The organism is Sphingomonas sp. Ant H11, from assembly GCF_000797515.1.
GTDB lineage: Bacteria > Pseudomonadota > Alphaproteobacteria > Sphingomonadales > Sphingomonadaceae > Sphingomonas.
Genome location: NZ_JSBN01000019.1, coordinates 1 through 23125 on the forward strand (window position 1 = coordinate 1; position 23125 = coordinate 23125).

Annotated in this window: 22 protein-coding genes and 3 pseudogenes; 13 read left to right on the forward strand and 12 right to left on the reverse strand. The window is 63.5% G+C overall.

Going from position 1 to position 23125, the window contains the following annotated elements:
* The first annotated feature begins 146 nt into the window (after nucleotides 1–146).
* Both NW75_RS24955 and NW75_RS05000 read left to right on the forward strand, forming a co-directional pair.
* Nucleotides 147–437 carry a hypothetical protein gene (locus NW75_RS24955; protein ID WP_197057715.1) on the forward strand — a complete coding sequence of 97 codons (291 nt, stop codon included), beginning with the start codon at nucleotides 147–149 and terminating at the stop codon, nucleotides 435–437.
* A complete protein-coding gene (locus NW75_RS05000) occupies nucleotides 434–1435 on the forward strand; it encodes a site-specific integrase (RefSeq protein ID WP_197057716.1) in 1002 nt (333 codons plus the stop codon). The genes NW75_RS24955 and NW75_RS05000 overlap by 4 nt, the downstream gene beginning before the upstream one ends.
* Before the next feature lie 42 nt (nucleotides 1436–1477).
* Here NW75_RS05000 and NW75_RS05005 read toward each other — a convergent pair whose 3' ends face one another.
* The 3 genes from NW75_RS05005 to repC all read right to left on the reverse strand — a co-directional run bounded on the left by NW75_RS05005 (nucleotide 1478) and on the right by repC (nucleotide 2872).
* The gene (locus NW75_RS05005; RefSeq protein ID WP_033964119.1) at nucleotides 1478–2005 is read right to left on the reverse strand and encodes an RES family NAD+ phosphorylase; all 528 of its coding nucleotides are present in this window, start codon (nucleotides 2003–2005) and stop codon (nucleotides 1478–1480) included.
* The gene (locus NW75_RS25925; protein WP_167356472.1) at nucleotides 2002–2391 is read right to left on the reverse strand and encodes an MbcA/ParS/Xre antitoxin family protein; all 390 of its coding nucleotides are present in this window, start codon (nucleotides 2389–2391) and stop codon (nucleotides 2002–2004) included. The genes NW75_RS05005 and NW75_RS25925 overlap by 4 nt, the downstream gene beginning before the upstream one ends.
* 214 nt (nucleotides 2392–2605) lie before the next feature.
* Nucleotides 2606–2872 (reverse strand): replication initiation protein RepC, encoded by a 267-nt coding sequence (gene repC / locus NW75_RS05015; protein ID WP_033964123.1) that lies wholly within the window; start codon nucleotides 2870–2872, stop codon nucleotides 2606–2608.
* A 17-nt stretch (nucleotides 2873–2889) separates the two neighbouring features.
* On the opposite strand from repC, the pseudogene NW75_RS05020 reads away from it, so the two are divergent.
* The 6 genes and pseudogenes from NW75_RS05020 to NW75_RS05040 all read left to right on the forward strand — a co-directional run.
* Nucleotides 2890–5493: pseudogene (locus tag NW75_RS05020) on the forward strand (Tn3-like element ISMpo10 family transposase); the annotation flags it as partial.
* An 88-nt stretch (nucleotides 5494–5581) separates the two neighbouring features.
* Nucleotides 5582–6811: a ParB/RepB/Spo0J family partition protein gene (locus NW75_RS25930; protein ID WP_231564963.1), complete on the forward strand. Its 1230-nt coding sequence runs from the start codon at nucleotides 5582–5584 to the stop codon at nucleotides 6809–6811.
* Nucleotides 6812–6885: 74 nt separating this feature from the next.
* A complete protein-coding gene (locus NW75_RS25935) occupies nucleotides 6886–7086 on the forward strand; it encodes a hypothetical protein (RefSeq protein ID WP_231564964.1) in 201 nt (66 codons plus the stop codon).
* The gene (locus NW75_RS25940; RefSeq protein WP_231564965.1) at nucleotides 7083–7640 is read left to right on the forward strand and encodes a hypothetical protein; all 558 of its coding nucleotides are present in this window, start codon (nucleotides 7083–7085) and stop codon (nucleotides 7638–7640) included. Before NW75_RS25935 ends, NW75_RS25940 begins: the two co-directional genes overlap by 4 nt.
* A gap of 137 nt (nucleotides 7641–7777) precedes the next feature.
* Nucleotides 7778–8700 (forward strand): annotated as a pseudogene (locus NW75_RS05030) (ArdC family protein).
* Nucleotides 8697–9737 carry a phosphoadenosine phosphosulfate reductase domain-containing protein gene (locus tag NW75_RS05040; RefSeq protein ID WP_231564966.1) on the forward strand — a complete coding sequence of 347 codons (1041 nt, stop codon included), beginning with the start codon at nucleotides 8697–8699 and terminating at the stop codon, nucleotides 9735–9737. Before NW75_RS05030 ends, NW75_RS05040 begins: the two are co-directional and overlap by 4 nt.
* Nucleotides 9738–9775: 38 nt before the next feature.
* On the opposite strand, the gene NW75_RS05045 is transcribed toward NW75_RS05040, so the two are convergent.
* Nucleotides 9776–9958 carry a hypothetical protein gene (locus NW75_RS05045; protein WP_156142969.1) on the reverse strand — a complete coding sequence of 61 codons (183 nt, stop codon included), beginning with the start codon at nucleotides 9956–9958 and terminating at the stop codon, nucleotides 9776–9778.
* 120 nt (nucleotides 9959–10078) lie between these two features.
* Between NW75_RS05045 and NW75_RS05050 the strand changes: the two genes are divergently transcribed.
* Together NW75_RS05050 and NW75_RS05055 are read left to right on the forward strand one after the other, a co-directional pair.
* Nucleotides 10079–10714: a hypothetical protein gene (locus NW75_RS05050; protein ID WP_033964128.1), complete on the forward strand. Its 636-nt coding sequence runs from the start codon at nucleotides 10079–10081 to the stop codon at nucleotides 10712–10714.
* A 137-nt stretch (nucleotides 10715–10851) separates the two neighbouring features.
* Nucleotides 10852–11349: a DUF6927 domain-containing protein gene (locus tag NW75_RS05055; RefSeq protein ID WP_231564967.1), complete on the forward strand. Its 498-nt coding sequence runs from the start codon at nucleotides 10852–10854 to the stop codon at nucleotides 11347–11349.
* 299 nt (nucleotides 11350–11648) lie between these two features.
* Here the strand turns inward: NW75_RS05055 and NW75_RS24965 are convergent, their stop codons facing one another.
* From NW75_RS24965 to NW75_RS05085, 6 genes are read right to left on the reverse strand one after another with little or no spacing between them, the layout of a single operon-like run.
* Nucleotides 11649–13994, reverse strand: a complete 2346-nt coding sequence (locus NW75_RS24965; RefSeq protein WP_197057717.1) for a TOTE conflict system archaeo-eukaryotic primase domain-containing protein — start codon at nucleotides 13992–13994, stop codon at nucleotides 11649–11651.
* Complete coding sequence (locus tag NW75_RS05065; RefSeq protein ID WP_197057718.1) at nucleotides 13991–15862, reverse strand: TniQ family protein; 1872 nt, start codon at nucleotides 15860–15862, stop codon at nucleotides 13991–13993. The genes NW75_RS24965 and NW75_RS05065 overlap by 4 nt, the downstream gene beginning before the upstream one ends.
* Before the next feature lie 29 nt (nucleotides 15863–15891).
* Complete coding sequence (locus tag NW75_RS05070) at nucleotides 15892–17025, reverse strand: TniB family NTP-binding protein (RefSeq protein ID WP_197057719.1); 1134 nt, start codon at nucleotides 17023–17025, stop codon at nucleotides 15892–15894.
* Entirely contained in the window at nucleotides 17022–17504 is a 483-nt protein-coding gene (locus NW75_RS05075) for a hypothetical protein (protein ID WP_156142970.1), read from the reverse strand. Before NW75_RS05075 ends, NW75_RS05070 begins: the two co-directional genes overlap by 4 nt.
* On the reverse strand, nucleotides 17420–19138 hold the full coding sequence (locus NW75_RS05080; protein ID WP_033964135.1) for a DDE-type integrase/transposase/recombinase: 1719 nt from the start codon (nucleotides 19136–19138) through the stop codon (nucleotides 17420–17422). Before NW75_RS05080 ends, NW75_RS05075 begins: the two co-directional genes overlap by 85 nt.
* Nucleotides 19135–19590, reverse strand: a complete 456-nt coding sequence (locus tag NW75_RS05085; RefSeq protein WP_033964136.1) for a hypothetical protein — start codon at nucleotides 19588–19590, stop codon at nucleotides 19135–19137. Before NW75_RS05085 ends, NW75_RS05080 begins: the two co-directional genes overlap by 4 nt.
* Nucleotides 19591–19952: 362 nt before the next feature.
* On the opposite strand from NW75_RS05085, the gene NW75_RS05090 reads away from it, so the two are divergent.
* The 3 genes from NW75_RS05090 to NW75_RS05100 all read left to right on the forward strand — a co-directional run bounded on the left by NW75_RS05090 (nucleotide 19953) and on the right by NW75_RS05100 (nucleotide 21575).
* Complete coding sequence (locus NW75_RS05090) at nucleotides 19953–20696, forward strand: hypothetical protein (RefSeq protein ID WP_033964137.1); 744 nt, start codon at nucleotides 19953–19955, stop codon at nucleotides 20694–20696.
* 110 nt (nucleotides 20697–20806) lie between these two features.
* Entirely contained in the window at nucleotides 20807–21007 is a 201-nt protein-coding gene (locus NW75_RS05095) for a hypothetical protein (RefSeq protein WP_033964138.1), read from the forward strand.
* Nucleotides 21008–21068: 61 nt separating this feature from the next.
* Nucleotides 21069–21575 carry a hypothetical protein gene (locus tag NW75_RS05100; protein ID WP_033964139.1) on the forward strand — a complete coding sequence of 169 codons (507 nt, stop codon included), beginning with the start codon at nucleotides 21069–21071 and terminating at the stop codon, nucleotides 21573–21575.
* A 217-nt stretch (nucleotides 21576–21792) separates the two neighbouring features.
* Here NW75_RS05100 and NW75_RS25945 read toward each other — a convergent pair whose 3' ends face one another.
* Nucleotides 21793–22287, reverse strand: coding sequence for a Dyp-type peroxidase (locus NW75_RS25945; protein ID WP_231564968.1), 495 nt, complete (start codon nucleotides 22285–22287; stop codon nucleotides 21793–21795).
* A gap of 41 nt (nucleotides 22288–22328) precedes the next feature.
* Nucleotides 22329–23099, reverse strand: a pseudogene (locus NW75_RS25950) (Dyp-type peroxidase); the annotation flags it as partial.
* Between the last annotated feature and the right edge of the window lie 26 nt (nucleotides 23100–23125).

Consider the following 23125-nt stretch of genomic DNA (forward strand, 5'->3'; position numbering starts at 1 on the left):
CCAGCGCCGCCGGGGAAGGTGGGCGGCCGATGCGGCGGTCAGGGCGGGCGTGAGGCGAACCGAATCCATGCCGGCCAGCCTAGCCGACGCGTGCGGTTTGTGCCAGACTTTCCGCCCCGGAACGCACAGCTTGTCTTTGCGCTCTTATGACTGATAATGTTGGCTTATCGTTCGTGTTGGTCTTTATAGAGAAGATGGCCAGAATCGTCGATCAGAACCCCGAAAATCGTACTCGGCACGGCTCCCCTCGATCACAGGAAACATCCTCGGATGTCGACCGCATCGCGCCCTCGGCCGAGCCGGACGCCTCGACCGACGACCTGCCCGACATTGTCGACCTCGTCATGGAAATGAGCCGCGGTCCCGACGATACCACGGCGACTGACAAGGTGGAGCCGCTTCGCCCCCTCCCCTGCCGGCAGCCACGGGCAAGGTGAACCCTCTTCCCGGCCACCTCGAGCACCTTGCTGACCGGGCGCGGTCCTATGTCGAGGCGGCGAGCTCGGCCAACACGCGCCGTGCCTACGCCTCCGACTGGAAGCATTTTTCCTCCTGGTGTCGCCGGCAGGGTGTTGAACCGCTGCCGCCGGACCCGCAAACCGTCGGGCTGTACATAACAGCCTGCGCCTCCGGCACGGTGACCGGCGACAAGAAGCCGAATTCGGTCTCCACCATCGAACGCCGGCTGTCTTCCCTATCCTGGAACTATTCCCAGCGCGGATTGTCGCTCGACCGCAAGGATCGCCACATCGCAACGGTCATGGCCGGCATTCGCAACAGGCATGCCGCCCCTCCCCGGCAGAAGGAGGCGGTGTTGCCCGAGGATCTGATCGCCATGCTGGAAACGCTCGACCGCGGCTCTCTACGCGGTCTGCGCGATCGCGCCATGCTCTTGCTTGGCTTTTCCGGCGGCCTGCGCCGTTCCGAAGTCACCGGCCTCGATGTCGGCCGCGACCAGACCGAGGACGGCCGCGGCTGGATCGAGATCTTCCCTGGCAAGGGCATGCTCGTGACGCTGCGCGGCAAGACCGGCTGGCGCGAGGTCGAGATCGGGCGCGGCTCCTCCGACGCCACCTGCCCGGTCGTCGCACTGGAGACCTGGCTCAAGCTCGCCCGCATCGGCCATGGACCGTTGTTCCGGCGTGTTACCGGACAAGGCAAGAAGGTCGGCGCCGAACGGCTTAACGATCAGGAGGTCGCCCGGCTGGTCAAGCGAACCGCGCTGGCGGCCGGCGTGCGTGGCGATTTGCCGGAAGGCGAACGTGGCAAGCTCTTTTCCGGCCATTCGTTGCGCGCCGGCCTTGCCTCCTCGGCCGAGGTCGACGAACGCTATGTCCAGAAGCAGCTCGGCCACGCCTCCGCCGAAATGACTCGCAAATATCAGCGCCGGCGTGACCGCTTCCGCGTGAATCTGACGAAGGCGAGTGGGCTGTAAAAGGCCCCCTCCCCTGCCCCGCGTGTTCCCGGTGCGAAGCGGTCAGGAACCTTCGCGCCAGGACAGCTGATCCTTCGGTAGCCGGCCGCTCGGATCAAAGACCCTCACCTCATGCGGGAGGTCGGGGCCCCATGTCCAAAGCACCAGATTCAGATCATCCCTTTCAGCGCCTGGGGCAAAACTCGGCACGAGAACGCCAGCAACACCCTGACCATGGAGCCGGTCATATATCGACCATGACGCGGGCCGATCGCCGTTGGAAAGAGCTGTCGCCCATGCACAGCTCATATCATCAAGATCGACCCGATGCTCGGCTCTCCCTTCCTCTGTCGTCAGGTCGGCGATATCCTCGCAATCAATTTCATACGAGCAGAGCACGCACGGATCTATTCGATGTGCGAAGCCCTGATTGGCTTCCTTGACGGCTGTCATGATGCTTAAGCCGAGATAGAGCGCCGGCACCCCCTTCGGGTTGAAACGCGCACCCCTTACCGCGGCGCCGTCGCCAGATGTCGGCTTGAAGGCCCATCGCGGATCATGCGCCCGATAGCAGGTTCCTACGAACCTCACGCAAATCCGCCAAGCGCCATGTGGTCGAGATAGTCCCGAACGGCCGCGGCCTTTCCTTCCTTGACAAGAGCTTCTGCCGTTCGTCCGCCAAACGCGGGCAAGGGCTGGGCACGATACCAGGCCATGGCTTGTTCCTTGCCGCCGGCCCACTCCGTCACACGGCTGATGATCTCCAGCATTTCACGAAGTCGCCCCTGTGCCTTTGGAGCTCGGCTGCGTTCGGCACGGTAGAGTGTCTCCCGGGCAAGCCCCGCTGTTTCGGCGAGCTGGGTCTTGGACATCCCAAAGCCATCCGCCAACTGGTTGATCGCGATCCGCCCGGCTCGATCCATGTATGACAGCACGAGGGACTCGCTTCGTACTAAAACTTTTTGAGCTTCGGTCACCGTTGCACCTGTCATACCGCAAAACATACTTCTTGTGCAAAATGTATGGCGCTGGTGAGAGAATTGCAATCCTTACCGAGCATCAGGTTCTCGTTCTCTCCGGGACACGAAAATCCAGCCATTTGTCCTCCGTTCGGAGGACAGGTAACGCTGAAACGTTCCAAATGGGCGGAAACCCATGTCGGCGACAGCACCGTCTGACCGGCTAACAGGCTCATCGACTCCGCCTTCGCAGGCTGTTCAAGAGTGAATCCGAGACCTCAAGCCGCGGACCGGGTTCAGATGTCACGTTCTCCGACGTTTGGCGATGTTTTCCTTCATCCAGCCTGGCGCGCAACAGGGCCATGACCATCGGCCAGGTCGAGAATTTCCCTTCCCGCGCCTTGTCGGTCAGGCTGCGCAGATATCCGCCGGCGCTGTTGATCTGGTCGGATCGCTGGTAGATCGCCGCAAGCGCGATTGCCGCCTGAACCTCGCCCATGGCAGCGCTGCGCGAAGCAATGGCTCCTGCCGATCGCGCTGACGACGACCAGCGGGGCTAGGCTGGCGCGCGTGATGCTGGATGAGTGCCGGCGACGGCGCATCATTGTGCCGGGCATCAGTTCGGTCGAGCGGATGGTCGCACAGGCGTTGCTCGATGCCGAACGCCATGTCGCCGAGCATCTGACCCGAGGACTCGATGCTCGACAGCGCCGGCTGCTCGATGCGCTTCTCCTGCCCCACACAGGCACGAACTTGAGCGATCTGGCCTGGGTGCGGCAGTCACCCGGCAAGCCCGGCCGAAAGACATTCGCCGCCATCATCGAGCGACTGACACTGCTTCGGGCCATCGGGATCGATCCGGATATCGCCGTAGGCGTCCATCCCGAGCGCCTCCGACGCCTGTGCCAGGAAGGCGTGCGGCTGACCGCGCAACATGTTCGGACGCTGCAAGCGACGCGGCGTCGCGCCACATTGGTGGCGACCATCCTCGAAACCATCGTTACCCTCACCGACGATGCGGTGCTGATGTTCGATCGCCTGCTTGGGCAGATGTTCCGGCGCGAACAGAACAGCGCGGACACGACACTCAAGCGCAACCGGCGCACCATCAACGGCAAAATCCGGCTGCTTGCCCAACTCGGCGCTGCCTTGCTCGCCGCCAAGATATCAGGTGGCGATATCGGCGCTGCGGTCGAGGCAGCGATCGGATGGAATGATCTCGGCCGCGAGGTCGATGAAGCCCGCAAGCTGATCCGCCCCGATTCGGTCGATCCCGTCGCGGTCGCCGCGACCAATTACCCCGTCCTCCGACAGGTCGGTCCCTCGTTCATCGCCTCGTTCACATTCGGGGCGGTGCCAGCCTGCCATGCGCTCGCGCGAGCGGTCGCGATCATGCGCGACCTTCATTTTGGTCATCTGCGCAAATTGCCTGCAGGCACGCCAGTCGGCTTCATCCGGCAAGCTTGGCGTCGGGCGATCGGCACCGGCATTCCCGATCGCAGGATCTATGAATTGTGCGTGCTGGTCGAGCTTCGCGACCGGCTTCGCGCCGGCGACATGTGGGTCGAGGGAAGCCGACGCTATCGTGCTGTCGAGCAGCAACTCATTCCTGCCCCCGTATTCGCCAACATGCGCGCGGCCGGCCCCTTGCCGATACCGGCACCGGATACGGCCGATATCTGGCTGGCCGAACGACGCGCCCGCCTCGCCCGTCGATTGGCCGAGGTCGAGCGAAAGGCGGAGACGGACGCGCTGGAAGACGTGCAGCTCAGCTTGGGCAGGCTGCGGATTTCGCCCTTGAAGGCGATTACTCCCGAGGTATCCGATACCGCCCTTGCGCCGCTCTATGCGCATCTGCCCGCGATCCGCATCACCGACCTTCTTGCCGAAGTCGATCGATGGACCGGGTTCAGCCAGTGCTTCACGCATCTGCAAAGTGGCCGTGCCGCGGATGAACCACGTGCGATCCTCACGGCGGTGCTCGCCGATGCCACCAATCTGGGCCATACGCGCATGGCGGAAGCCTGCAATCTCGTGACCCAGCGCCAACTCGGTTGGCTCGCCTCATGGCATCTGCGCGAGGAAACCTACGGTCGCGCGCTCGCCCGGCTTGTCGACGCCCAACACACCGCGCCGCTGGCCGCGCTGTTCGGGTCCGGCACCTCGTCCAGCTCAGACGGTCAGAACTTTCCGCTCGACCGCCGCGCCCAGGCAACCGGCGCAGTCAATCCGCACAAGGGGACAGAGCCGGCTGTCTCCTTTTACAGCCACGTCTCGGATCGCTACGCGCCGTTCCATTCCACAGTTATCTCCGCTTCGGCGAGCGAGGCGGCACAGGTGCTCGACGGGCTGCTCCACCACGGCGCCGATCTGCACATCGAAGAGCATCACGTCGATGGCGGGGGCGTCTCCGACCATGTGTTCGCGCTATGTCATCTGCTTGGGTTCCGGTTCGCGCCGCGTATCCCGAATATCGCCGCACGCCGTTTGCACCTGTTTAACGGCATCGAACCCGGCCCCGATATTGCGCCGCTGGTCGCGGGCCGCATCGACGAAGGTCTGATCGAGGCACACTGGGACGACGTGCTGCGACTGGGAACCTCGATCCGCACAGGCGTCGTCAGCGCCTCGATCATGCTGGAACGGCTCGGCTCCTATCCACGCGCCAACGGCCTGGCACTGGCGTTGCGCGAGATCGGTCGCGTCGAGCGTACCCTGTTCACGCTCGACTGGATCGAGCAGCCCGAACAGCGTCGCCGCGCCACCCGCGAACTCAACAAGGGAGAAGCGGAAAATGCCCTGAAACGCGCCATCTTCTTCCATCGCATCGGCCGTATCCGCGATCATGCGCTGCAAGCCCAAAGCCATCGGGCGAGCGCGCTGAACCTCGTCGCCGGTGCCATCGTCCTGTGGAACACGACCTACCTGCAAGCCGCCCGGATGCATCTCGCCAACCTCGGCCGGCCGGTCCCGCCGGACCTGCTGCAACACCTATCACCGCTCGGTTGGCAGCATATCAATCTCACCGGCGATTACCTCTGGACCGATCCCGATGCGCCATCCACCGCGCTCAGACCGCTTCGCCAGATGCGCGCCGTCGAAGGCACGGCAAAACCTTAGCGTATATCTGGGTCCGTTCTGTGTACCGACCCCAGGCTTGCGTGACCGTCGGACAACGGCGCGCTGATCCCCCAATGGAGTATGACCGATGATCCAGTCCGTGAAGGTCAAGAACCTGTCGCTGTCGAAGGACAATGTGCGCAAGTCGAACCGCGATGCCGGCATCGACACCCTCGCCGCCAACATCGCAGCCCAGGGGCTGTTGCAGAACCTGATCGTCACCCCGCTCAAGAAGGCGGGTACGTTCACCGTGAAGGCGGGCGGTCGCCGCTTGCGCGCGCTCCAGCTCCTGATCGAGCAGGGCACCCTCCCCGCTGACCACTCCGTGCCGGTTCTCGTGCTCGGCGACGACGACAATTCGATCGAGGCGAGCCTCGCCGAGAACTTCCAGCGCGTGCCGATGAACCCGGCCGACGAATGCACCGCGTTCAACTTCCTGATCCAGAAGGGCATGACCGCCGAGGATGTCGCCAAGCGACAGGGCGTCACCACCCGCTTCGTCGAGCAGCGTGTCCGCCTCGCCGAGCTGGCGCCGTGCGTGTTCGAGGCGCTCGCAGCCGGCGAGATCACGCTCGGCGTTGCTCAGGCATACGCCGTCACCACCGACATCGACCGTCAGACCCGCGTGTTCACCCAGATGAACAGCTCATACTACGGCGACAATCCCGACAACATCCGACGTGCCATCCTCAACGGGACGGTCAAGGCGAACGACGCCAAGGCTCGCTTCGTGGGTCGCGATGCCTATGTCGCCGCAGGCGGTCGCATCGAGGGCGACCTGTTCGCGACCGCAGGCGACGAGAACTGGATCGATGTCGACGTCATCGAGACGCTCGCGGCCAAGAAGCTCGAAGCCGCGGCGGCCGAACTGGCGCAGGCCGAGGGCCTCGCGTTCGTCACCCCGATCGCGGCGACGCACGTCCCCTACGACGTCGCACATCAGCTTCACGAGTTTCACGCTCCCGCGCGTGCGCTCACCGAGGAGGAAACCGCGCGTGTCGAGGCGCTCTCGGCCGAGAACGACGCCCTGGTCGACCAGCTCGAGCAGGAACTTCCCGACGGCAGCACCGAGGCCGAGGCGGCAAACGCGCGCATCGAGGCGATCGAGCGCGAGCTGGAGGCGATCGACGATGCCCGCCATGAGATCGACCCTGCGGTAAAGGCGCAGATCGGCACGTTCGTTTATATCGGCGGTGACGGCGAGCCGCGCGTTCACACCGGCCTGTTCAGCGAGAAGCCGGTTGTCGACCCAACGCTCCGCCCAAGGCAACGGGCGGCGCAGCCGGGGAAGGTGACTCCGACCAGGGGCCGAAGCTGAGCGCCACGCTGATCGACGAACTGGCGACCCAGCGCCGCCAGATTCTCGTGGCGCATATCGCCAGCGATCCCTCGATGGCGCTCGACCTGACCATCTTCCTGATGGCACAGAATGTCGTGTTCGAGCAGAGCCACATCCCGAACCACTCGACCCTGAAGTCGGGTGCGGCCGCCTTCCCGATCTTTGCCTTCCGGGACGAGGGCTCGATGCGTCTCAGACCATCGACGACCAACGCCAGCGGCTCGATACGAGCTGGGCGGGCCACAAGACCATGACCGAGCGGTTCGACGCCTTCCGTGCGCTCGATGACGAAGCCCGGGGCGCATGGGTTGCATACTCGATAGCACGAACTCTCGAGCCGACACTCAACGTCACCGAGGGCTATCGCAGCAATGGCTTCCACGACCATCTCGGCCGCCTCCTCGACATCCAAGTCGAAAATTGGTGGCGCCCGACGGCCGAGAACTTCTTCGGCCGCGTCAAGAAAGGTGTCATGCTGGAAGCCCTCGAGGAGATTGGCGGCCCGATCCTGCGCGGCCGCTACAAGGACGCCAAGAAGGGCGACCTTGCCGCAACCTGCTCGTCGTTGTGCAATGGTCAGGGAATTGTCGAAGCCGAGATCCGCGAGAAGGCAACGGCGTGGTTGCCCGAAGCAATGCGCTTTGACGGGATCGAGAAACCATCGCGGTCGATGCTGCGCTCGACCTTCATCAATGACGTCGATGATGGCGATCCCGTCGATGACGAGGATCTGGCCGGCGAGGAAGAGGACGGCGCATCCGATCTGGACGCAGACGAGGATCATGAGGGGTTAAGCCAAGCGGCGTGACGCCGGCTTGCACATTTCGAGGCGACTGGGGGCGACACTCTTCACGGAGTGTCGCCCCTCTTTTTGTGACCCGTCGCATCCCTTCGGAGGAGAGGACGCGCAGACGGGTACGCCTCACCACGACCAGGAGAACGACCGTGGCCACGACCACCAATAAACCGTCGCCTGCCGACATCATCACCAACACCATCATCGATAAGCTGGAGGCCGGCGTTCGTCCCTGGGTCAAGCCATGGCGCCCTGGCCTGGGCGGTCGACCGCTACGCGCGACCGGCGACCCCTACAAGGGTATCAACTGCTTCTGGTTGTGGCTGTGCGCCGAGAGCGCGGGCTACAACTCGCGCACCTGGATGACGTACAAGCAGGCGCAGGCGCTTGGCGGACAGGTCCGTGAGGGCGAGCGCTCGCAGATCGCGATCTTCTACAAATCCTACAGCAAGTCCGTCGAATCCGTCGTCACCGGCGATACCACCGACGAGTTGCGCCGCGTGCTGCGCTCCTACGCCGTGTTCAACTGCGACCAGATCGACGGGCTTTCGCCTGATTACTACCCCAGCCCGGTCAGTATCGTCCCTCCCGCTGACCAGCTCCCCGACCGCGCGCAGCGCTTTATCGAAGCGCTGCCGGCGAAGGTCCAGATGCGCGGCGATCGCGCGTTCTACGACCGCATCGCCGACAGCATCACCATGCCGCCCGTCGAACTGTTCTCGACCCGCGCGTATTGGGCGTCGACGCTTGCCCATGAGGCAGGTCATTGGAGCGGCCACCCTGACCGCCTCGATCGCACCTTCGGCAAACGCTTCGGCGACGACGCTTACGCCTTCGAGGAGCTGTCGCAGAGATGACCTCCGCGCTGCTCGGTGCCGATCTTGGCCTGCCGACCTCTCATCTCGATGACCATGCCGCGTATATCGCCTCGTGGTTGAAGGTGCTGCGCAAAGACAGCCGCGCGATCATGACCGCGGCCGCCAAGGCCGAAGCCGCAGCCGGCTACCTGCTCCGCGCGACGGGACTCGACGTCTCGGTCGAGCCCGAGGACCAGATTCGTGAAGCGGCATGACCGGGCAGGACGCCCGCCTCGACCTAGGCGCCTACCGGCGCTTCGTCGTGGCGTTCAGTGGCGGCAAGGACAGCCTTGCCGCCCTCCTGCACCTCCTCAGCCTCGGCGTGCCTTCGCACGCCATCGAGCTGCACCATCATGATGTCGATGGCCACGGCCCGACCTTCATGGATTGGCCATGCACGCCCGGCTATGTCCGTGCGATCGCCGAGCATTTCGGCATCGCGCTCTACGTCTCGTGGCGCGAGGGCGGCTTCGCGCGCGAACTGGCGCGCGACGACGCGCCGACCGCGCCGATCGCGTTCGAGACGCCGACCGGCATCGGCCGTGCCGGAGGTAACGGCCCTGCCGGCACGCGTGGGCTCTTTCCCCAGACGTCTCCCGATCTTCGGGTGCGCTGGTGCAGCCCCGCGCTGAAAATCGATGTGCTCGCGGCCGCGATCCGCAATCAATCGCGCTTCCTCGATGGTCGCACGCTCGTCATCACCGGCGAGCGCGCCGAGGAAAGCCCGTCTCGCGCGCGCTATGCGGCCTTCGAGCCGCACCGCACCTCTACGCTCGGTCGCGGCGTCGACCACTGGCGTCCGGTCCACGATTGGACCGAGCGGCAGGTCTGGGATTTGATCGCACGTTCGCGGATCCGGCCCCACCCGGCCTACGTCCTGGGATGGGGCCGGCTATCCTGCCGTGCGTGTATCTTCGGCTCCCCCGGCCAATGGGCGACGCTTCGCTCCGTCTTCCCGGCCGCTTTCCAGCGCATCGCCGCCAACGAGGCGGCGAGCGGCAAGACCATCCACCGCTCGCTCAGCGTGACGCAGCTCGCGGATCGCGGCACTCCGTTTCCGGCTGCGCTTCTCCATCCCGACGAACTAGCCCAGGCGGACGACCCGGCATGGCGTCTCTCGATCCTAGCGCGTCCTTGGACGCTCCCTGCCGGCTGCGCTTCGGCGATCATGCAGGGCCGTTATAACTCGCTTACGGGCGGTATACTAACTCGTCCGTTATGTATTTTCTCGAGCTGGTCTGATCTTCTTTGATTTCGCCAAAAATCACTCCCAGCTTTCCGATGGCCTCGTCACGTTTTGAGAGATTCAGGCAGCCATTTTTTCAGTCGATCGACCTCTCCCTCCACGTCTTCGAGCCCGTCGCTCACGATGATGTAATAGTCGCTGTTCGGCTTATTCGTATCCGGATCGATCCACACGAGCTGCTTCCGGTCCGCCGTGATCTTCCAATCGCCCCAAACGCTATGGCTCATTCGGTATCCCTTCGGATGTTTCGCCATCAAGAACGGTTCCCGCAATCTAACGATCCCGCGTGAGAGGAGAGGGAGCCTTCGGCCTTTTTGGGCGCGTCCTGGCGCTCGGGAGGTTCGACAATGCTCTACGACACGCATTACCGCCACAATGAGGCACTCTCGCCGGAGGCACTCACCACTCTCCCCGCCGCGCTCCACGCTCTCAACGCAGGCGTCGACGACTGCCGGCGTGCCGGCAAGGCGATCGACCGCGACGCCGCCATCTTGCTGCTGATCCGCAATTTGGCCGCTGTCGCGGAACGCAACGCGCCTAGCGTCAACAATCTGCGGCTCCGCTGCGCGGAAGACCGCATGACCGTCATCGCCGGCTCGGCCTTGCTCGACATCGCCGGCAACAGCGTCGCCGGCGATGTCACGGCGAAGCGTGTCTTCCATCGACAGGCTCGCCTCGCGCTCGCTTCGCTTGGCGAGGCAATCGGCCTCAATCAGCACGACGTCCGGATCGACACCGAGCTGGGGGCTATCACGGACGATGGCACAACCGAGCTGCGCCATGCGGACCTGTCGATCCGGGTCCGTCCGCACAGCTTCCTCCCTGACAGTGAAGTCACCTTCAACCGCTGCCGGGGTGGCGAACACGCTGGCCCCGTCCAGCGTGCGCCGATCGCCGAGCTGCTGGATGCTGCCGCGTTCCAGCGCCGGCTCGCTGTCACGGTCGGCGACGTAGGCGCTCAGCGCCTCGCCGCTGCCGCTTGAACTTCTAATCTCAGGAGCATCGCCATGGGTTGGCTCTACATGCGCGACATGCGCGGGCACGCGACGCCGCGCGCTATCTCGACAACCAATTCACCTACTCGCGCGACGATCACCGCCTCACCGTGTTGGCCTCGTCGATGATCGGGTCGACCTATTATGCCGCGTGCGAACGCATCGAAGCGAGTGGTGATCGGGAGGTGTTCGCCGTCGTCTGCCTCACCAGGCACAACCCGCGCTCCACTGACGGTCATGTCTTCGGGTATAAGGATATGACTGAACACATGGGACCTTGCGAAAGCGAGTGCCCCGCGGCGATCCTTGACGAGCTGACCACCACCGACAGCAAGTACGCATCGGAGTGGCGCGAGCGCTGTCGCGCGAACCTCGTTGCCCGAAAGCTCGAACAGGCGAAGCCGACGCCGAAACCGGGGCAAACCATCATCTTCGATGAACCCATGCGCTTCAGCGACGGCAGCGACCGCGCCCGCTTTGAGGTGGTCGCCAATCCCAAGGGTAGAACGCCGCTCTTCCGTGACCCGGAGAGCCGCGCGATCTGCCGGATCCCGGCCTTCCGCAAGCGGTCCTATCGTATCATCCACGCCGCGATCGTTCCGAAGGACGCGTCCAGTGGCTGACCGTGCGCCCGTGATCGCTGCCTGGGGCGCTGGCGTCGATTCCACCGCCATGTCTGTGGAGAATCGATAAGCGCATATGACGTTGACGGTTGCGGGCGGCGTCCGGCGACCGTCGAGAACCATTAATCTCATTCGCAGAATCGGTTCTCGATTCGCCGGCGGCTTCCGAGAATCGATAAATGATTCCACCCCCAGATTACTCGATGCTGTAGCCGAGCGCGCGATATCCGGCCTGGCGCTTGGCGGCCATGCGCGAGAGCATCGGGACCGCATCGTCGATATAGTCATAGACGAGCACGTCAGTTTTCCCCCGCGTGCCGGCGATGCAGGCGCCCTACATACTGGGCGAGCGTCCCTTTCCAGGAGATCGGCATGGTCAGGAACAGCGTGTCGAGACGGTCGTCATCGAACCCTTCGCCGATGTAGCGGCCCGTTGCGAGAATAAGCCGCTCCTCGCTGTCAGGCACACGCAGTGCGGCGTCCGCTACCTTGCGTTCCGCCGCGCTCATTCCACCCCGCAACACCACGAGGTTCCGCACGAACCGGGATAACCGGCCCTGCAGATATTCGAGATGGTCCTTGCGCTCTGTCAGGATTACCGGCGACCGCTTCGCCTCCAAGGCACGCAGCACGTCATCGAAGATAAGATCGTTTCGGGCCACGTCCTGCGCCAGCGCGGCATAAACCGCCGGCATCGGCGGTCTGTCCATGATCGCGAGCGGCTGCGGCAGCCGGAATGCCGTGCGTCGTTGCCGTGTGCGATGGGCGATCCCGCGGCGGGCAGCCTGGGTTCGCGCATCCACCCGATAGCGGATCGGGCCGCACTGCATGAAGATGATCGGCTGATGCCCATCCTTGCGCGCAACCGTTGCGGACAGGCCGAGCACGAACCTGGCCTTGGCGCGCCGAGCCACAAGCTCGAAGCTCGCCGCGGACAGGTGATGGCACTCATCGACGATGAGGTGACCATAATCGCCAACCAGATCCGAGACCTCGCCGTGCCTTACGAGGCTCTGTATCAGCGCCACGTCGATCACGCCTGTAGGCTTCCGCTTGCCGCCGCCGATCGTCCCGATCAGCTTCGGATCGATATTGAGGAACGTTCGCAGCCGTTCGACCCATTGGCTGAGCAGTTCCTTGCGATGGACGAGCACGAGTGTATTGACCTGCCGCTTTGCGATGAGGTGTGCGGCTACCACCGTCTTGCCGAACGCCGTTGTCGCGGCCAGCACCCCATCATCATGCGGATCGAGCGCGTCGACCGCCTTTTGCTGGGGTTCTTCGAGATCACCCTGGAACGACAGACCGTCCGGGAGCGGAGTCCCTGCCATTCGCTGGTCGTCGATCCTGACAGTGCTTCCATGAGCAGCGATAAGCGCGACCAGTTCGTCGAGGCATCCTCGCGGCAGCCCGATATGTTTCTGGTGAAGCTCCGCGCAGGAGATGATCCTCGGCTTGCCGAACGTCGGCAGGCGCATCGCCTGCGCCCGATAGAACTCGGGATTCTGGAACGCCGCGAGCCTGACGATCTGCGCGGTTAGCGCCGCCGGCAACCCAGTCCGGTCGATGTAGACCTGATCGCCCAGCACGATATCGAGTGTCCCAGACAGCGGTTCGGCCACAGGCAACAAGGGCGGCCGCCGGGACGGTGTCATCCGCCAGGGCTCGGCGGCATGCTCGTCCTCCACCGGCATCCGCACACCCAGCACCCGCCCGCGCATTTCCGCGTCGGCCACCATGCGCGCGGCGTCGTGCGCATCCAGCTGCGACAGCGAAGACAGGAACGCCCATTGATCGGGATAGGGGCGCAACTGCTCATCCACGAACAGGCTGTTTCCCCGCCGACGGGCGTGCCCCTGCAGCGGCAGCGCGATCAGATTGCCGAACCCGCCGAGCGGCATGGTGTCCTGGCTCGGGAAGAAGCGATCATAGGAGCCGAACCCGATCTCCGGACGTCGCTCCATCGTGTCAGTCAACAGCGATGCGCCAAGAGCGCGGGCGGTTCGTGCCGGCACGGCGTCGGCGAAGAAGATCCAGACATGCCCGCCATTGCCGGAACGGGATCGCTCAAGTGCCGCAGGCACCCCTCGCAGGCGGCAGGTTTCCATCATGGCCAGCGCGTCCTCGGCCCAGCTTGCCTTGTCAAAGTCGGCTGCGAGGAACCGGCAACTCTCATCGGAAAGCAGCGGGTAAACGCCTGCCACGAAGTCGCCGGCATCCGATCGCGAGGATGCGCCGCCGCGCAGATGCTTGTCGATCACCTCGTTCGTCACGGGCAGGAAAGCCTGGTGCGCGCACTCGCCGCATTTGACCTGTGGCTTGTCGCAGAGTCCGCGTTTCCATTCGTTGCCGCAGGCGGGTGCATAGCCACCGCGCCCGGTCTTGCGATTGTCCCAGCGCAGTGGGAAGACATCCTCGCGACCGGCGAACAGCCTGCGGAACAACGCGACCTTCTTATCTGTCGGCGATGTCGCGGTCACCGGAGCGTCGGAGAACAGGGAGATCGCATCAGCTTTTCGGTGCTCGGTCGATTGTTGCGTCGCGACGGCGTCCAGCGCTGCGATCACCGCTGCCCGCTCGTCATCCAGCGCCTTGAGCCGGGCCCGCAGCCGCGCCGCTTCATCCGTGCCGGCAGATCCGTTCACATTGCTGCAGTCGTTTCGGGCAACCGATCACGGTAGACTCCGCGGATCACTTTTTCGGCGCTCTCGCGGTGATAGAAGGGCTGCAGCTTTCGGCTTCCAGCGATCGCCGGCACCAGACCGGCGCTCCGCAGATGTTGATGAACCCTCACGGCATGCGTAGCTTTGCCGGGGATGCGCGCCAACTCGGCAGCGCTGACGAAGCGCGCGCCGAACGCTTCGACCTCTGCTCGCCGTAAGGCGGGCATGATCCTGAGGGGTGTCTGTTTCCTGTCGATTGTCAGCCATCCCATTTGCTTGAGCTTTGCGACCGTCGGGATGGTCACGCCGAGGTGCCGCGCAGCTTGCGCCATGAGCATGAACATCGGATCGTCCTCATATTCGAGGCCGGTGATCACTGCGTCGGTATCGACCAGTATCTGCGCAAAGCCCCGTTCGCCGCGCAAGCGGCCCGTAGCCCTGATCTGGCCACGCAGCAGCCCGCCGATAATCGCCTCCGAAGAGCGATAACAGATGCGCACGGCCCGCAGGATCGTCTCGCTGCCTGGCGGCGGCGCTGTGACGAACGGCGCATCGCCGTGCAAAGCCATAAGGAAGCGGTCGAGATCTGCCAGACGATACTGCGCCGGGATCGACGCTCCACCAAGCGGGAAGGCGCGGGGAAGATAATGTCGCGCTATGAGCGCCTTGAACAGCCCGAGACCGACGCCGAGATAACGCCGTGCGTCCTCGGGAGAACAGGACTCGCGGAAGAAGGCCGTCAACGGCTCCTCGAGGGATTTCGGCACGACCATACCCCGGGCGTTGCTCGGCAGCGAGTCGATCAACCTCAATGCCGCAGCTACGGTCGCGACCCGTTCAGCGGATACGCCGCAGAGCTTCGCCAGACCGCCTAGCGTGGTGAGATCGCCTTCTGTTGCGGGTTGGCGGAACAACATCGTGCCTGCTGTTATCGGCACATTCTTCACCACATGATTCCTGACGACCTCCCGGATCGGGTCGAGAGTCGGATTGGTGGACAGGCCGAGCCAGTATTGCAGACGCCCATAGACACCCACAGGCGTCAGACGCTTGAGCGGACATGCCGCCAGCATCCCGTCCAGCATCTTTTCGAACTGGTTGGGGAAGTCCTCGCAGACCGCAAAGCCCGCCGCCATGGTGCGGGCACGTTCCGCCGGCTCCTGCCGGCGCCAGCTGATGATCGATCTGCCCCAGCGTGCGACCGAGCCCACCCATTGCATGATCTCGGCGCGTCCGCGACGCCAGGCTGTCGAGGAACGCGTGGAGATACGGGGTCCATCACCAAGCCTGCCGACAAGATAGGCATCGCCGATCTTGCCGTCCGACGTGATCGCTTCAGTATATTCCTGCGTCAGATCGTGCCCACATGTGCAACGCGCTGGTGAGAGGTCCGAACGGCGGAACACGTGCCGACAGGCAGGACATATCGCCAGCAGCGCCCGACCGTGATGAGGACAACTCGATACCTTCGCCAGGTCCCACCAGGAGCGCCGCCACGGCCGACAGGCGACCGGCCCGTGACCCCGCTCGATATCCGATCGCATGCAGTCCGGGCAGATACGGGCGAAGTGACAACTATAGCTGATATTGCCGCTGCGGCTCACAAGCTCACCTGCAAGGACGCTCCCACCCTCGGTCTGCAGTATCGAGTTACGGAGCAATGTTTCGAGCGGGACGCCGCTGAGCCGCGCGATATCGTGAAAGCGTCGCCCACGCTCCATATCCCGAACGAAGTCGGTCCGGTCGACCAGCGGCACTTGACGCGCAAATTCCAGCTGGGTTTCACAGCCATGCCGCAGGGCAAGCCGGTTGAACAGTGCCCAGCCTGGCTCGAACGTTGCCGGCCGCACCCGCAACGCAAGTCGAGTTGCCGATGCTGTCATAATCCCTCGCGCACGAAGGGCCGCAGGGGTTGCGCGCCCCTTCCGCGCAGCTTTGTGACGCGGCTCATGTTCTTGGGCGACGGAGGTACGGCGTCGCGCAGCCAGATCTCGCGCAGGCGTTCGGCCGAACACAGGAAGGGGTTGTCGTGGTGAGCCGGGCCGCCGCTCGGAACTGACGGTACATCCTCAAGGATCGCATCGAAGTCCAGCATATCCCTGACGTCGGGCTCATAAATCGGATGCCAGCCCGCATGAACCTCTCCCAACAGGTTCAGATCGATCGACCGCTGGCTGATCGCCAGTGCCACGCTCAGCGCCTGGCTCAGATATTTGGAGACGATCCCGATCTCGCCGCCCGTCGCGACGTAGATGCGTTTTGCCATCTCGTGCTTCGCGAGGCCGGACGCATCCGGCAACCCCATCATCTTCTCCATGACGCCGAGCACGCCAGAGAACATCGTGCGGCCGCTCCGCGTCGCCCAGTCATAGGGCTTGAGGATGATCGTCGGTTGCAACCGGCGGCGCAGTTGCATCGTCTTCTCGCCCGCCACGGAGATGTCGAGCAACCGGGGAAGACCCGCGATCACGATCTGGACTTTTACCCGGTTGAGCAACGACTTGATGAACTCGGTCACTTCCGCCGTCATGTCGGGATTATTCTCGTTCACCATGTGATGCCCTTCGTCGATGAAGATCATCTCGGTGCCCGTCTCCTCGGCATAGAAGGCGATCTTCTCGATCACCTCGCTGGCGTTCCAATGGTCCCGCGCACGATAGCCGTAGGCGCCGAGGATCGCCCCCACCAGCGCCCGTCGCGTCGTCCGTTCCGGTGCTTCAACATAAACGATGCGGCGGATATCGGCATCCTCCGTCGCGCTATCGGGATAGTCGGCCATATAGTCCTCGAGCGCCGTCGTCTTGCCGGACCCAGCAGAGCCGATGATGAGCAGGGCCCGGGCCTTGAAGCGTCGGCCGTCCTCGCGCGGGCGGTATCGGCCATGTAACTCGCGGATCGCCGCCTTCGCGCCCATGTGCCGCGTATGCGGGATCACCGTGGTCTCGAACGCAAGCACGGCGTCGGGCACCGCTGGCCGTGCCGGTAACGTCGCGGCGCGACGACGATGTGTCATCGCCTCGGGTCCGACCATTGTGCAACCAGAGCCTCGATGTCCGCGTCGAGATCGATGACGGGAGGCGACGGCACCGGTGCCTGTTTCGCCGCACGTGGTGCGGTTTCTACCGCCGGTGCCGGCGTTTCTATTTCAGGCGGTCGCTCTTGGCCTTCGATCGGCGTGAAGTAGCGACCGTCGGTCTCATACCGCGCCGCCCGCGTCTTGCTGCGGACTTTACTCGCCTCACTTTGCAGATCTCCCGCCGTCTGTTCGGCAAGGCTGCGCGCCGCTTCGAGATCGGCGACCGTCACCGGCGCATTCTTCGGCAGGCTTCGCTTTGCGATCGAGCGATGGATCTTGTGCTGATATTTGGAGACGCCCCGCGATATGCACTGGTCGACACACGGGATCATCAGCCATTCGCCACGCTCGTCGTCGAGCAGCCAGACCTCACCCAGATCATAGGGATCGTAGCGTAACTCCCAGTCCTTCTCCAACCCGCCGCGCGCGCCAGCAGGGGTTCGAGCTTCTCCCGATCAGCATAGAGTAGCCCCTCATATTGGATGCCGATGTTGGAGATGCGCCGGAAGAAGGTCTCTCCGGTCAGCCGTACAATATGGTCGAAGTCGGGAACCGGGCGCACTGGGTAAAGTGCGCTGAGTTCTCGCCAGCGCTCATAGGGCGTGCATTTCAACGTATCGTGGACGCTGTGATGATAGTCGTCGACGATCCACTTGAGGATACGACTGCGCACATCCTCGAGCGACAGCCTTGCCCGCGCCACCGGATCATAGAGATCCATGGTCCGCGACGATGTCGTGCCTTCCTCATGGCTGAACACCTGCACGCCGATGGTCTGGAACACGCGCTCGACCGCGCCCTTCAACCATGGCATTTTCACCGGCAGATTGACGATGCCGATGTCGAGCATCCTGGCGGCCGTCTGCAGCGATTGCGACCGGAACTCCTTGCCGTTGTCGCAGATCAGCCATTCGGGCACGCCGTGGCACGGCCAGTCATGCTCGATATCGGCGAACCCGGAGAGATCCTTCTTCCACAAGGAATGGGCAAGCGCTCTCTGGAGTGAGGCATAGGACGGCGCCTCGAAGCTCAGATGGACCCCTATGATCATGCGGGTGGCGCGATCGAGAAGCGCGGTGAGCCAGGGCCGCCCCAAGGCGCGGCCGCTCTCCGGATGCACCACCACCAGATCGATCAGACAATGATCCACCTCCACTTCTTCGAGCGGCCGTTCTGGCGGGCGCCGCCGCTCGAAGATGCCGAACTTCAGCCAGGCGGCACGCCGGCCGAAGCGACGCTCATATTCCTGTCGCTCGGTATAATTGTCGCGGATAAACACCCGGAAGGTGCGGTCGCTGACCGCAGGAACATCCTGTTCGCGGCACAGATCGACATAGCGGCGATAGGCATAGTTCTTCCGCCGCCGCGGCATGCCCAGATACCAGACTTCGACGGCTTGCCGCATGAGCTTGTAGGTATCGGGATAATCGCCGTTCGCGCGCGCATAGCGGGGTTGGCGTGCCCCGCGCCGATGATAGTGCGGGATCAGGAGCCGGATATCGCGACCGTGCCGACTCCATATGCCATACCACGCCCGTACTGTATAAGGATTGGGCCGGGCCACTGCCTTGGTGCGGCGCGGTTCGCCGTTCCCTTTTCGCCGCTCCGCGACCATCCGGGCCGCAAGCGCGGTATCCTCGCGTTCCCATTGTTCATGATGCGCGTCGAACACGGCCTCAGCAGCAGCGGCATAGGCGCCCATAAGTGTTGGGTGCTCGCCGCGAATCGCGTCGACCATGCGTACATAGGTGTCCCTGCGCTCGGCCTCGCGGCGGATTTCTTCGGGCCAGAACTCCCAGGTTTTCTCCAGCGTCTCGGCGATGGCCTTGGGCAGGCCGTCCGCATTGCAAGGATGATGCGTCAGCCGCCGGGCACCATAGACGATGTCGATTTCATCGTCGCTCCATGTTCGCGCATCGCTGCCGCTCTGCGGTCGCATCAGATAGCCACGGCGCTTGCGCTCAATCACCAACCAGAGCGCCACCTGACCTTGATCGTCTCGGATCGAGAGCGTGTCGCCTTGCTGGAAGCGCATCGGCGTTGCGTTCATTTCGCATTCCTCCCCCGCATGAGGACGGTATCGTCATCGAGCGGTCGCTCGAGATCCATCGCAAACTCGCCGACTGCCACGAGGCCGAGCACGATGTTGACATGCACGGGGCGGCCGCCGAGCGCCTCGGCGGCTGCGCCCAGGTTCGACGGAAAGGGGAGGCGGGTGATTGTGGTGTGGATCGCGTGGAGGTTTTCTGCCGCTAGCACCGCCACCGTTGCGCGCAGGCGTCGCGCATTCGACAAGCGTGGCTGTCGCCGGATATCGGTATCGAGCCACATCTCGTGCCGGGCCCCACGCGCGGCGCACTCGGCTTCGATTGCTGGCAACCGTCCGCCCAATGTCGGGTCAGCCGCCAATCGCGTGGCCAGTTTCACCTGCCGGTAGATGACCTCGCCGCCCACCGTCTCCAGCCGGATATCGGGGGGTGTAACGCCGCTGTCGGCCCGCATCCGTCCAAACGAAGGTTTCCCGTTGCACCCCGAACTGCGCAACATCGGGATCGAAGTCGAGAAGTAACAGCGCATCGCGCTCGAGCAGGCTCTCATAAGGCAGCGCATCGCCAGCCTTGATCGACTGATACCAACCCGTGCACGATCTTCGGCCTGGCCGGTCTGCCGGGTTTCGGGCGAACCGCACCGTTGCGTCAGAACGCAAACGGGCTGATTTGTCGGTCACGCCGACATTCGCTATTCTCCTTATGGGAACGACTCGAATTGCCGGATCAGTATAACTGCTTCCGCAAAGGGCGTTAATCGGTTCCGCTCAGAAGCGCGCAGAAACCTATGCGTATCTCCCAATCTTCCAGAAATGGATGGACGATCACGGCATCGAGCATCATGTCGTCCGTTACGTCCCGAAGCGCTTCAAACATTGGCCGCCCTACTTCACGTTACTTGAGAACTGCCTGACTAACGCGACCCTGCCGTCAATCAGTTTCGGGCGCCATTCGTGTTCGTCGAAATGGAAAATTCAGCCTCAAGACCAATGGGTTGCGAACTGGGAGCCGGCGCGGGCAGCATGGGCTCGCGGCGAGCGTGTTGTCAAGCTGATCGGCTATGACAGCTCGCCTGCCGACACCCGACGATACGCCCACCGCGAGGGACATATTTCGCCCCTCTATGACTATCATTATCCCCTGCGCGACTGGGTTTGGGATCGTGAACGTTGCGCCGCGCGCATCCGCGCAGAGGGCCTTCCCATTCCGATTAAATCCGCCTGCTGGATTTGTGCCGCCCAAAAATCGCACGAATTGATGAGCTTACCCCGTTGGTGCCTCAGGCTGATCGTACTGCTGGAGGCCCGCGCCGCCCCGAGACTTCGTAACGTCGAAGGCCTCTGGCGCAGTTCGACCAAGTCCCGCCCGGGCTCGATGACGCGGTTCATTCGAGACAACGCCTTGCTGGAGGCGAGTGAAATAGACGCCATCATCGCTGGATCTCCGGTCGACTTGGTCGATTTCCAGCGTGTCGCCGCCGATATCCCCGTCGAGCGCCGCCCTCAGATGCGCGAATGGATTGAGCGGTTCAACGAAGGCGTCGATCGCCTCGCAGCCTGACCACCGAATTTCGCCTGGCGCTCCTGACGTCGGTTCCCCCTTGTGCGCTACTGACGCAAAAATGCCGACTTGCCCCTGGTCGATTGATCTTGCGCCGCTGGATCCGACATATGCCCGATGACGACCATCGAAAAACCTACCGCGCCAATGCCGGCGCCGAGCGCGCGGCTGCCGCCAGGACGAACCTGCCAAACAAGCGCGCGATGCATCACCGCTCCGCCGACACCTGGGAAACCATGGCAGCAAGCGCGGAGGCTACAGCCAGGCGCGCGGTGATCAACGAGGCCGCCAAAGCCCAACGCGAAGAATAGGGCGTCACGTCACATGGCTTCCTGTTGACCAAAAGTCAGATGCATCGCCATTTACCCGGCGATGCGCCTGATCGATCACCTTGCCGCTCGCCGGGTTCTTTATCCCCGGCCAATTGCGACCATGCCGGATATCCTTGTGATCGATATCCCATCTCGGTACGCCGCTCCCAGCCTTCCGCTCGGACGTTACTATCCAATCGTCGTAGAGGCCCTCGCGGAACTCGACGAGATCGAGGCGTTCCTTTGCGCCGAACGCTCCTCTCCAGTGGTCCCCGATTTGTTCGACCGACGCGCATCGGCATTGAACAGTAACGCCATCATCTTCTGCCGTTACGCACCGCCGGATCCCGATTGGCCAATTCTTCTTCTCTGCCACTGGCCTGCCAACTTCACCACGATGGTCGCCGCAGCCAGCGATTTCTTCGCGCGTGGATGCTACACTATAGAAATGTTCGCCTCTATCGACGCTCTCGACAAGGCCGAACGCCGCTTGCTCGCCACCCTGGGCCGACACCAGCCGGTTATCGTCAAACCGATCAGCACCGGACTGTCTCTCGGACACTCATAACCGCCGAACCTCTGCGTCGCGATATCGGCATACGGACAAACCCCATTTTCGGGAGTCCGCGCAGCAACCCGCCAACGGCGCCACCTGAAGCCGCGGCGTGCCCAACGACTGCAGAGCGAATTGCCTCCCTGTTCGGCCCAACATCCCAGGGTGCCTTGAGATTCCCTCGCTCAGAATCCCAGCTAAGTACATCGCCTGACCAAGGGTTTTACACCGCTCACGACGGCACGGTTGTTGAACTGATTGGGAGGGACCGACCCGGCGTCTCTCCCGCAGCAATTGCCTGAAGCGCCGGCCGCGCCGGCGCGAAGAAGGTCGTGCCTGTATGCGGCGTCGAGAAGTCCAGCAGCCGGTCGTAAGCGCCGGGTGGGTCGCCGAGGTACATGCGCTGCAGCATCTTCTCGATCACCCACAGATATCGGGAATAGCCGATGAAATAGGTGCCAAACTCCCCATGACCCGCACGGCCGAAGGGCATGTTATCGCGCAGGATGTCATGCTCGTTCCCGTCAGCATCCACGATGGTGGCGAGGGACTTGTGCGATTTGCGCGGAGCATCGTCGTCGTCGATCTCGATATTGTCGATCTTCGTGCGACCCACGATCTCTTCCTGCAACGGCGTTGGCACGCGTCCCCAGGCCCCCAGATCGTGAAGATATTTCTGGATGACGACGTAGCTTCCGCCGGCAAACTCGGCATCCTCTTCGCCCACCAGCGCCGATGCAGGGAGGTCTGGTCAGTCGGATTGGCGGTACCGTCGACAAAGCCCAGCAAGTCCCGCGCATCGAAATAGCGGAACCCGGACACCTCATCCGTGAGGCTCACGGCCGCGCCGAGATTTGACAGCAGGATTCGCTCGAACTCGAAGCAGAGATCGACGCGTTCCGCCCTGATGTGGAACAGCAGATCGCCGGGCGTCGACGGCGCGCTGTGCGGCTGTCCGATGATCGGCGCAAACGGCTTCAGTTCACGCGGTCTCTTCCCCGGATGGAGCCGGTCCCATAGATCGCTGCCGATCCCCGCAATGCAGGACAGACGGGCGGAGAGGTCGCGGAACCCAACGGTTTTGACGAGATCATCGAGCCCGCCGAGAACGGAGCAGATCGTGCCAAGAGCAGCCTCACCGTCAGCGACCGTTAGAACGAGAAAGATCGCCGCTTGCGAGAGCGGCGCGTCGATGCTCTGCGCATCGATCGGCACCCTTTCCCAACTATTCCCCGCCACTCCGACATTCTCCCAGACAAGGTTTGCCCGATCCATAGCCTCACGGCTCACATGACTCTTCCCCGAGACATATAGATTCGGTGATAGGTCTCCCCGCTCGGTTTGTGAGGTATCTCTCCCATCATCCCGAATCCACCCTCTGAAACCTGAAAGCGATTTTCGGCAAGCGGCAAACCACTCATCGCTGCCGATCGAAATCGCCCCTTGATCAGGAACGCCCGTACGCGGGGGCCAGCCGCCCAACTTCCACCCACATAGCCCGACCTCGGCACGGGCACTTGCCTGTGCGCGGGGCGGCATAGGCGCGTTAGCGGCGGTGTGCGCGG

What these genes read in the sequence shown, in the direction of transcription:
- NW75_RS05050 (WP_033964128.1), top strand. Translation starts at nt 10,079, where the DNA reads ATGCTCTACGACACGCATTACCGCCACAATGAGGCACTCTCGCCGGAG.
- NW75_RS05055 (WP_231564967.1), top strand. Translation starts at nt 10,852, where the DNA reads ATGATCGGGTCGACCTATTATGCCGCGTGCGAACGCATCGAAGCGAGT.
- NW75_RS05070 (WP_197057719.1), bottom strand. Translation starts at nt 17,025, where the DNA reads ATGACACATCGTCGTCGCGCCGCGACGTTACCGGCACGGCCAGCGGTG.
- NW75_RS25940 (WP_231564965.1), top strand. Translation starts at nt 7,083, where the DNA reads ATGACCGAGCGGTTCGACGCCTTCCGTGCGCTCGATGACGAAGCCCGG.
- NW75_RS05090 (WP_033964137.1), top strand. Translation starts at nt 19,953, where the DNA reads ATGGACGATCACGGCATCGAGCATCATGTCGTCCGTTACGTCCCGAAG.
- repC (WP_033964123.1), bottom strand. Translation starts at nt 2,872, where the DNA reads ATGGGCGAGGTTCAGGCGGCAATCGCGCTTGCGGCGATCTACCAGCGA.
- NW75_RS05040 (WP_231564966.1), top strand. Translation starts at nt 8,697, where the DNA reads ATGACCGGGCAGGACGCCCGCCTCGACCTAGGCGCCTACCGGCGCTTC.
- NW75_RS05095 (WP_033964138.1), top strand. Translation starts at nt 20,807, where the DNA reads ATGCCCGATGACGACCATCGAAAAACCTACCGCGCCAATGCCGGCGCC.
- NW75_RS05085 (WP_033964136.1), bottom strand. Translation starts at nt 19,590, where the DNA reads ATGCGGGCCGACAGCGGCGTTACACCCCCCGATATCCGGCTGGAGACG.
- NW75_RS05045 (WP_156142969.1), bottom strand. Translation starts at nt 9,958, where the DNA reads ATGAGCCATAGCGTTTGGGGCGATTGGAAGATCACGGCGGACCGGAAG.
- NW75_RS05100 (WP_033964139.1), top strand. Translation starts at nt 21,069, where the DNA reads ATGCGCCTGATCGATCACCTTGCCGCTCGCCGGGTTCTTTATCCCCGG.
- NW75_RS05080 (WP_033964135.1), bottom strand. Translation starts at nt 19,138, where the DNA reads ATGAACGCAACGCCGATGCGCTTCCAGCAAGGCGACACGCTCTCGATC.
- NW75_RS25930 (WP_231564963.1), top strand. Translation starts at nt 5,582, where the DNA reads ATGATCCAGTCCGTGAAGGTCAAGAACCTGTCGCTGTCGAAGGACAAT.
- NW75_RS24955 (WP_197057715.1), top strand. Translation starts at nt 147, where the DNA reads ATGACTGATAATGTTGGCTTATCGTTCGTGTTGGTCTTTATAGAGAAG.
- NW75_RS25935 (WP_231564964.1), top strand. Translation starts at nt 6,886, where the DNA reads ATGGCGCTCGACCTGACCATCTTCCTGATGGCACAGAATGTCGTGTTC.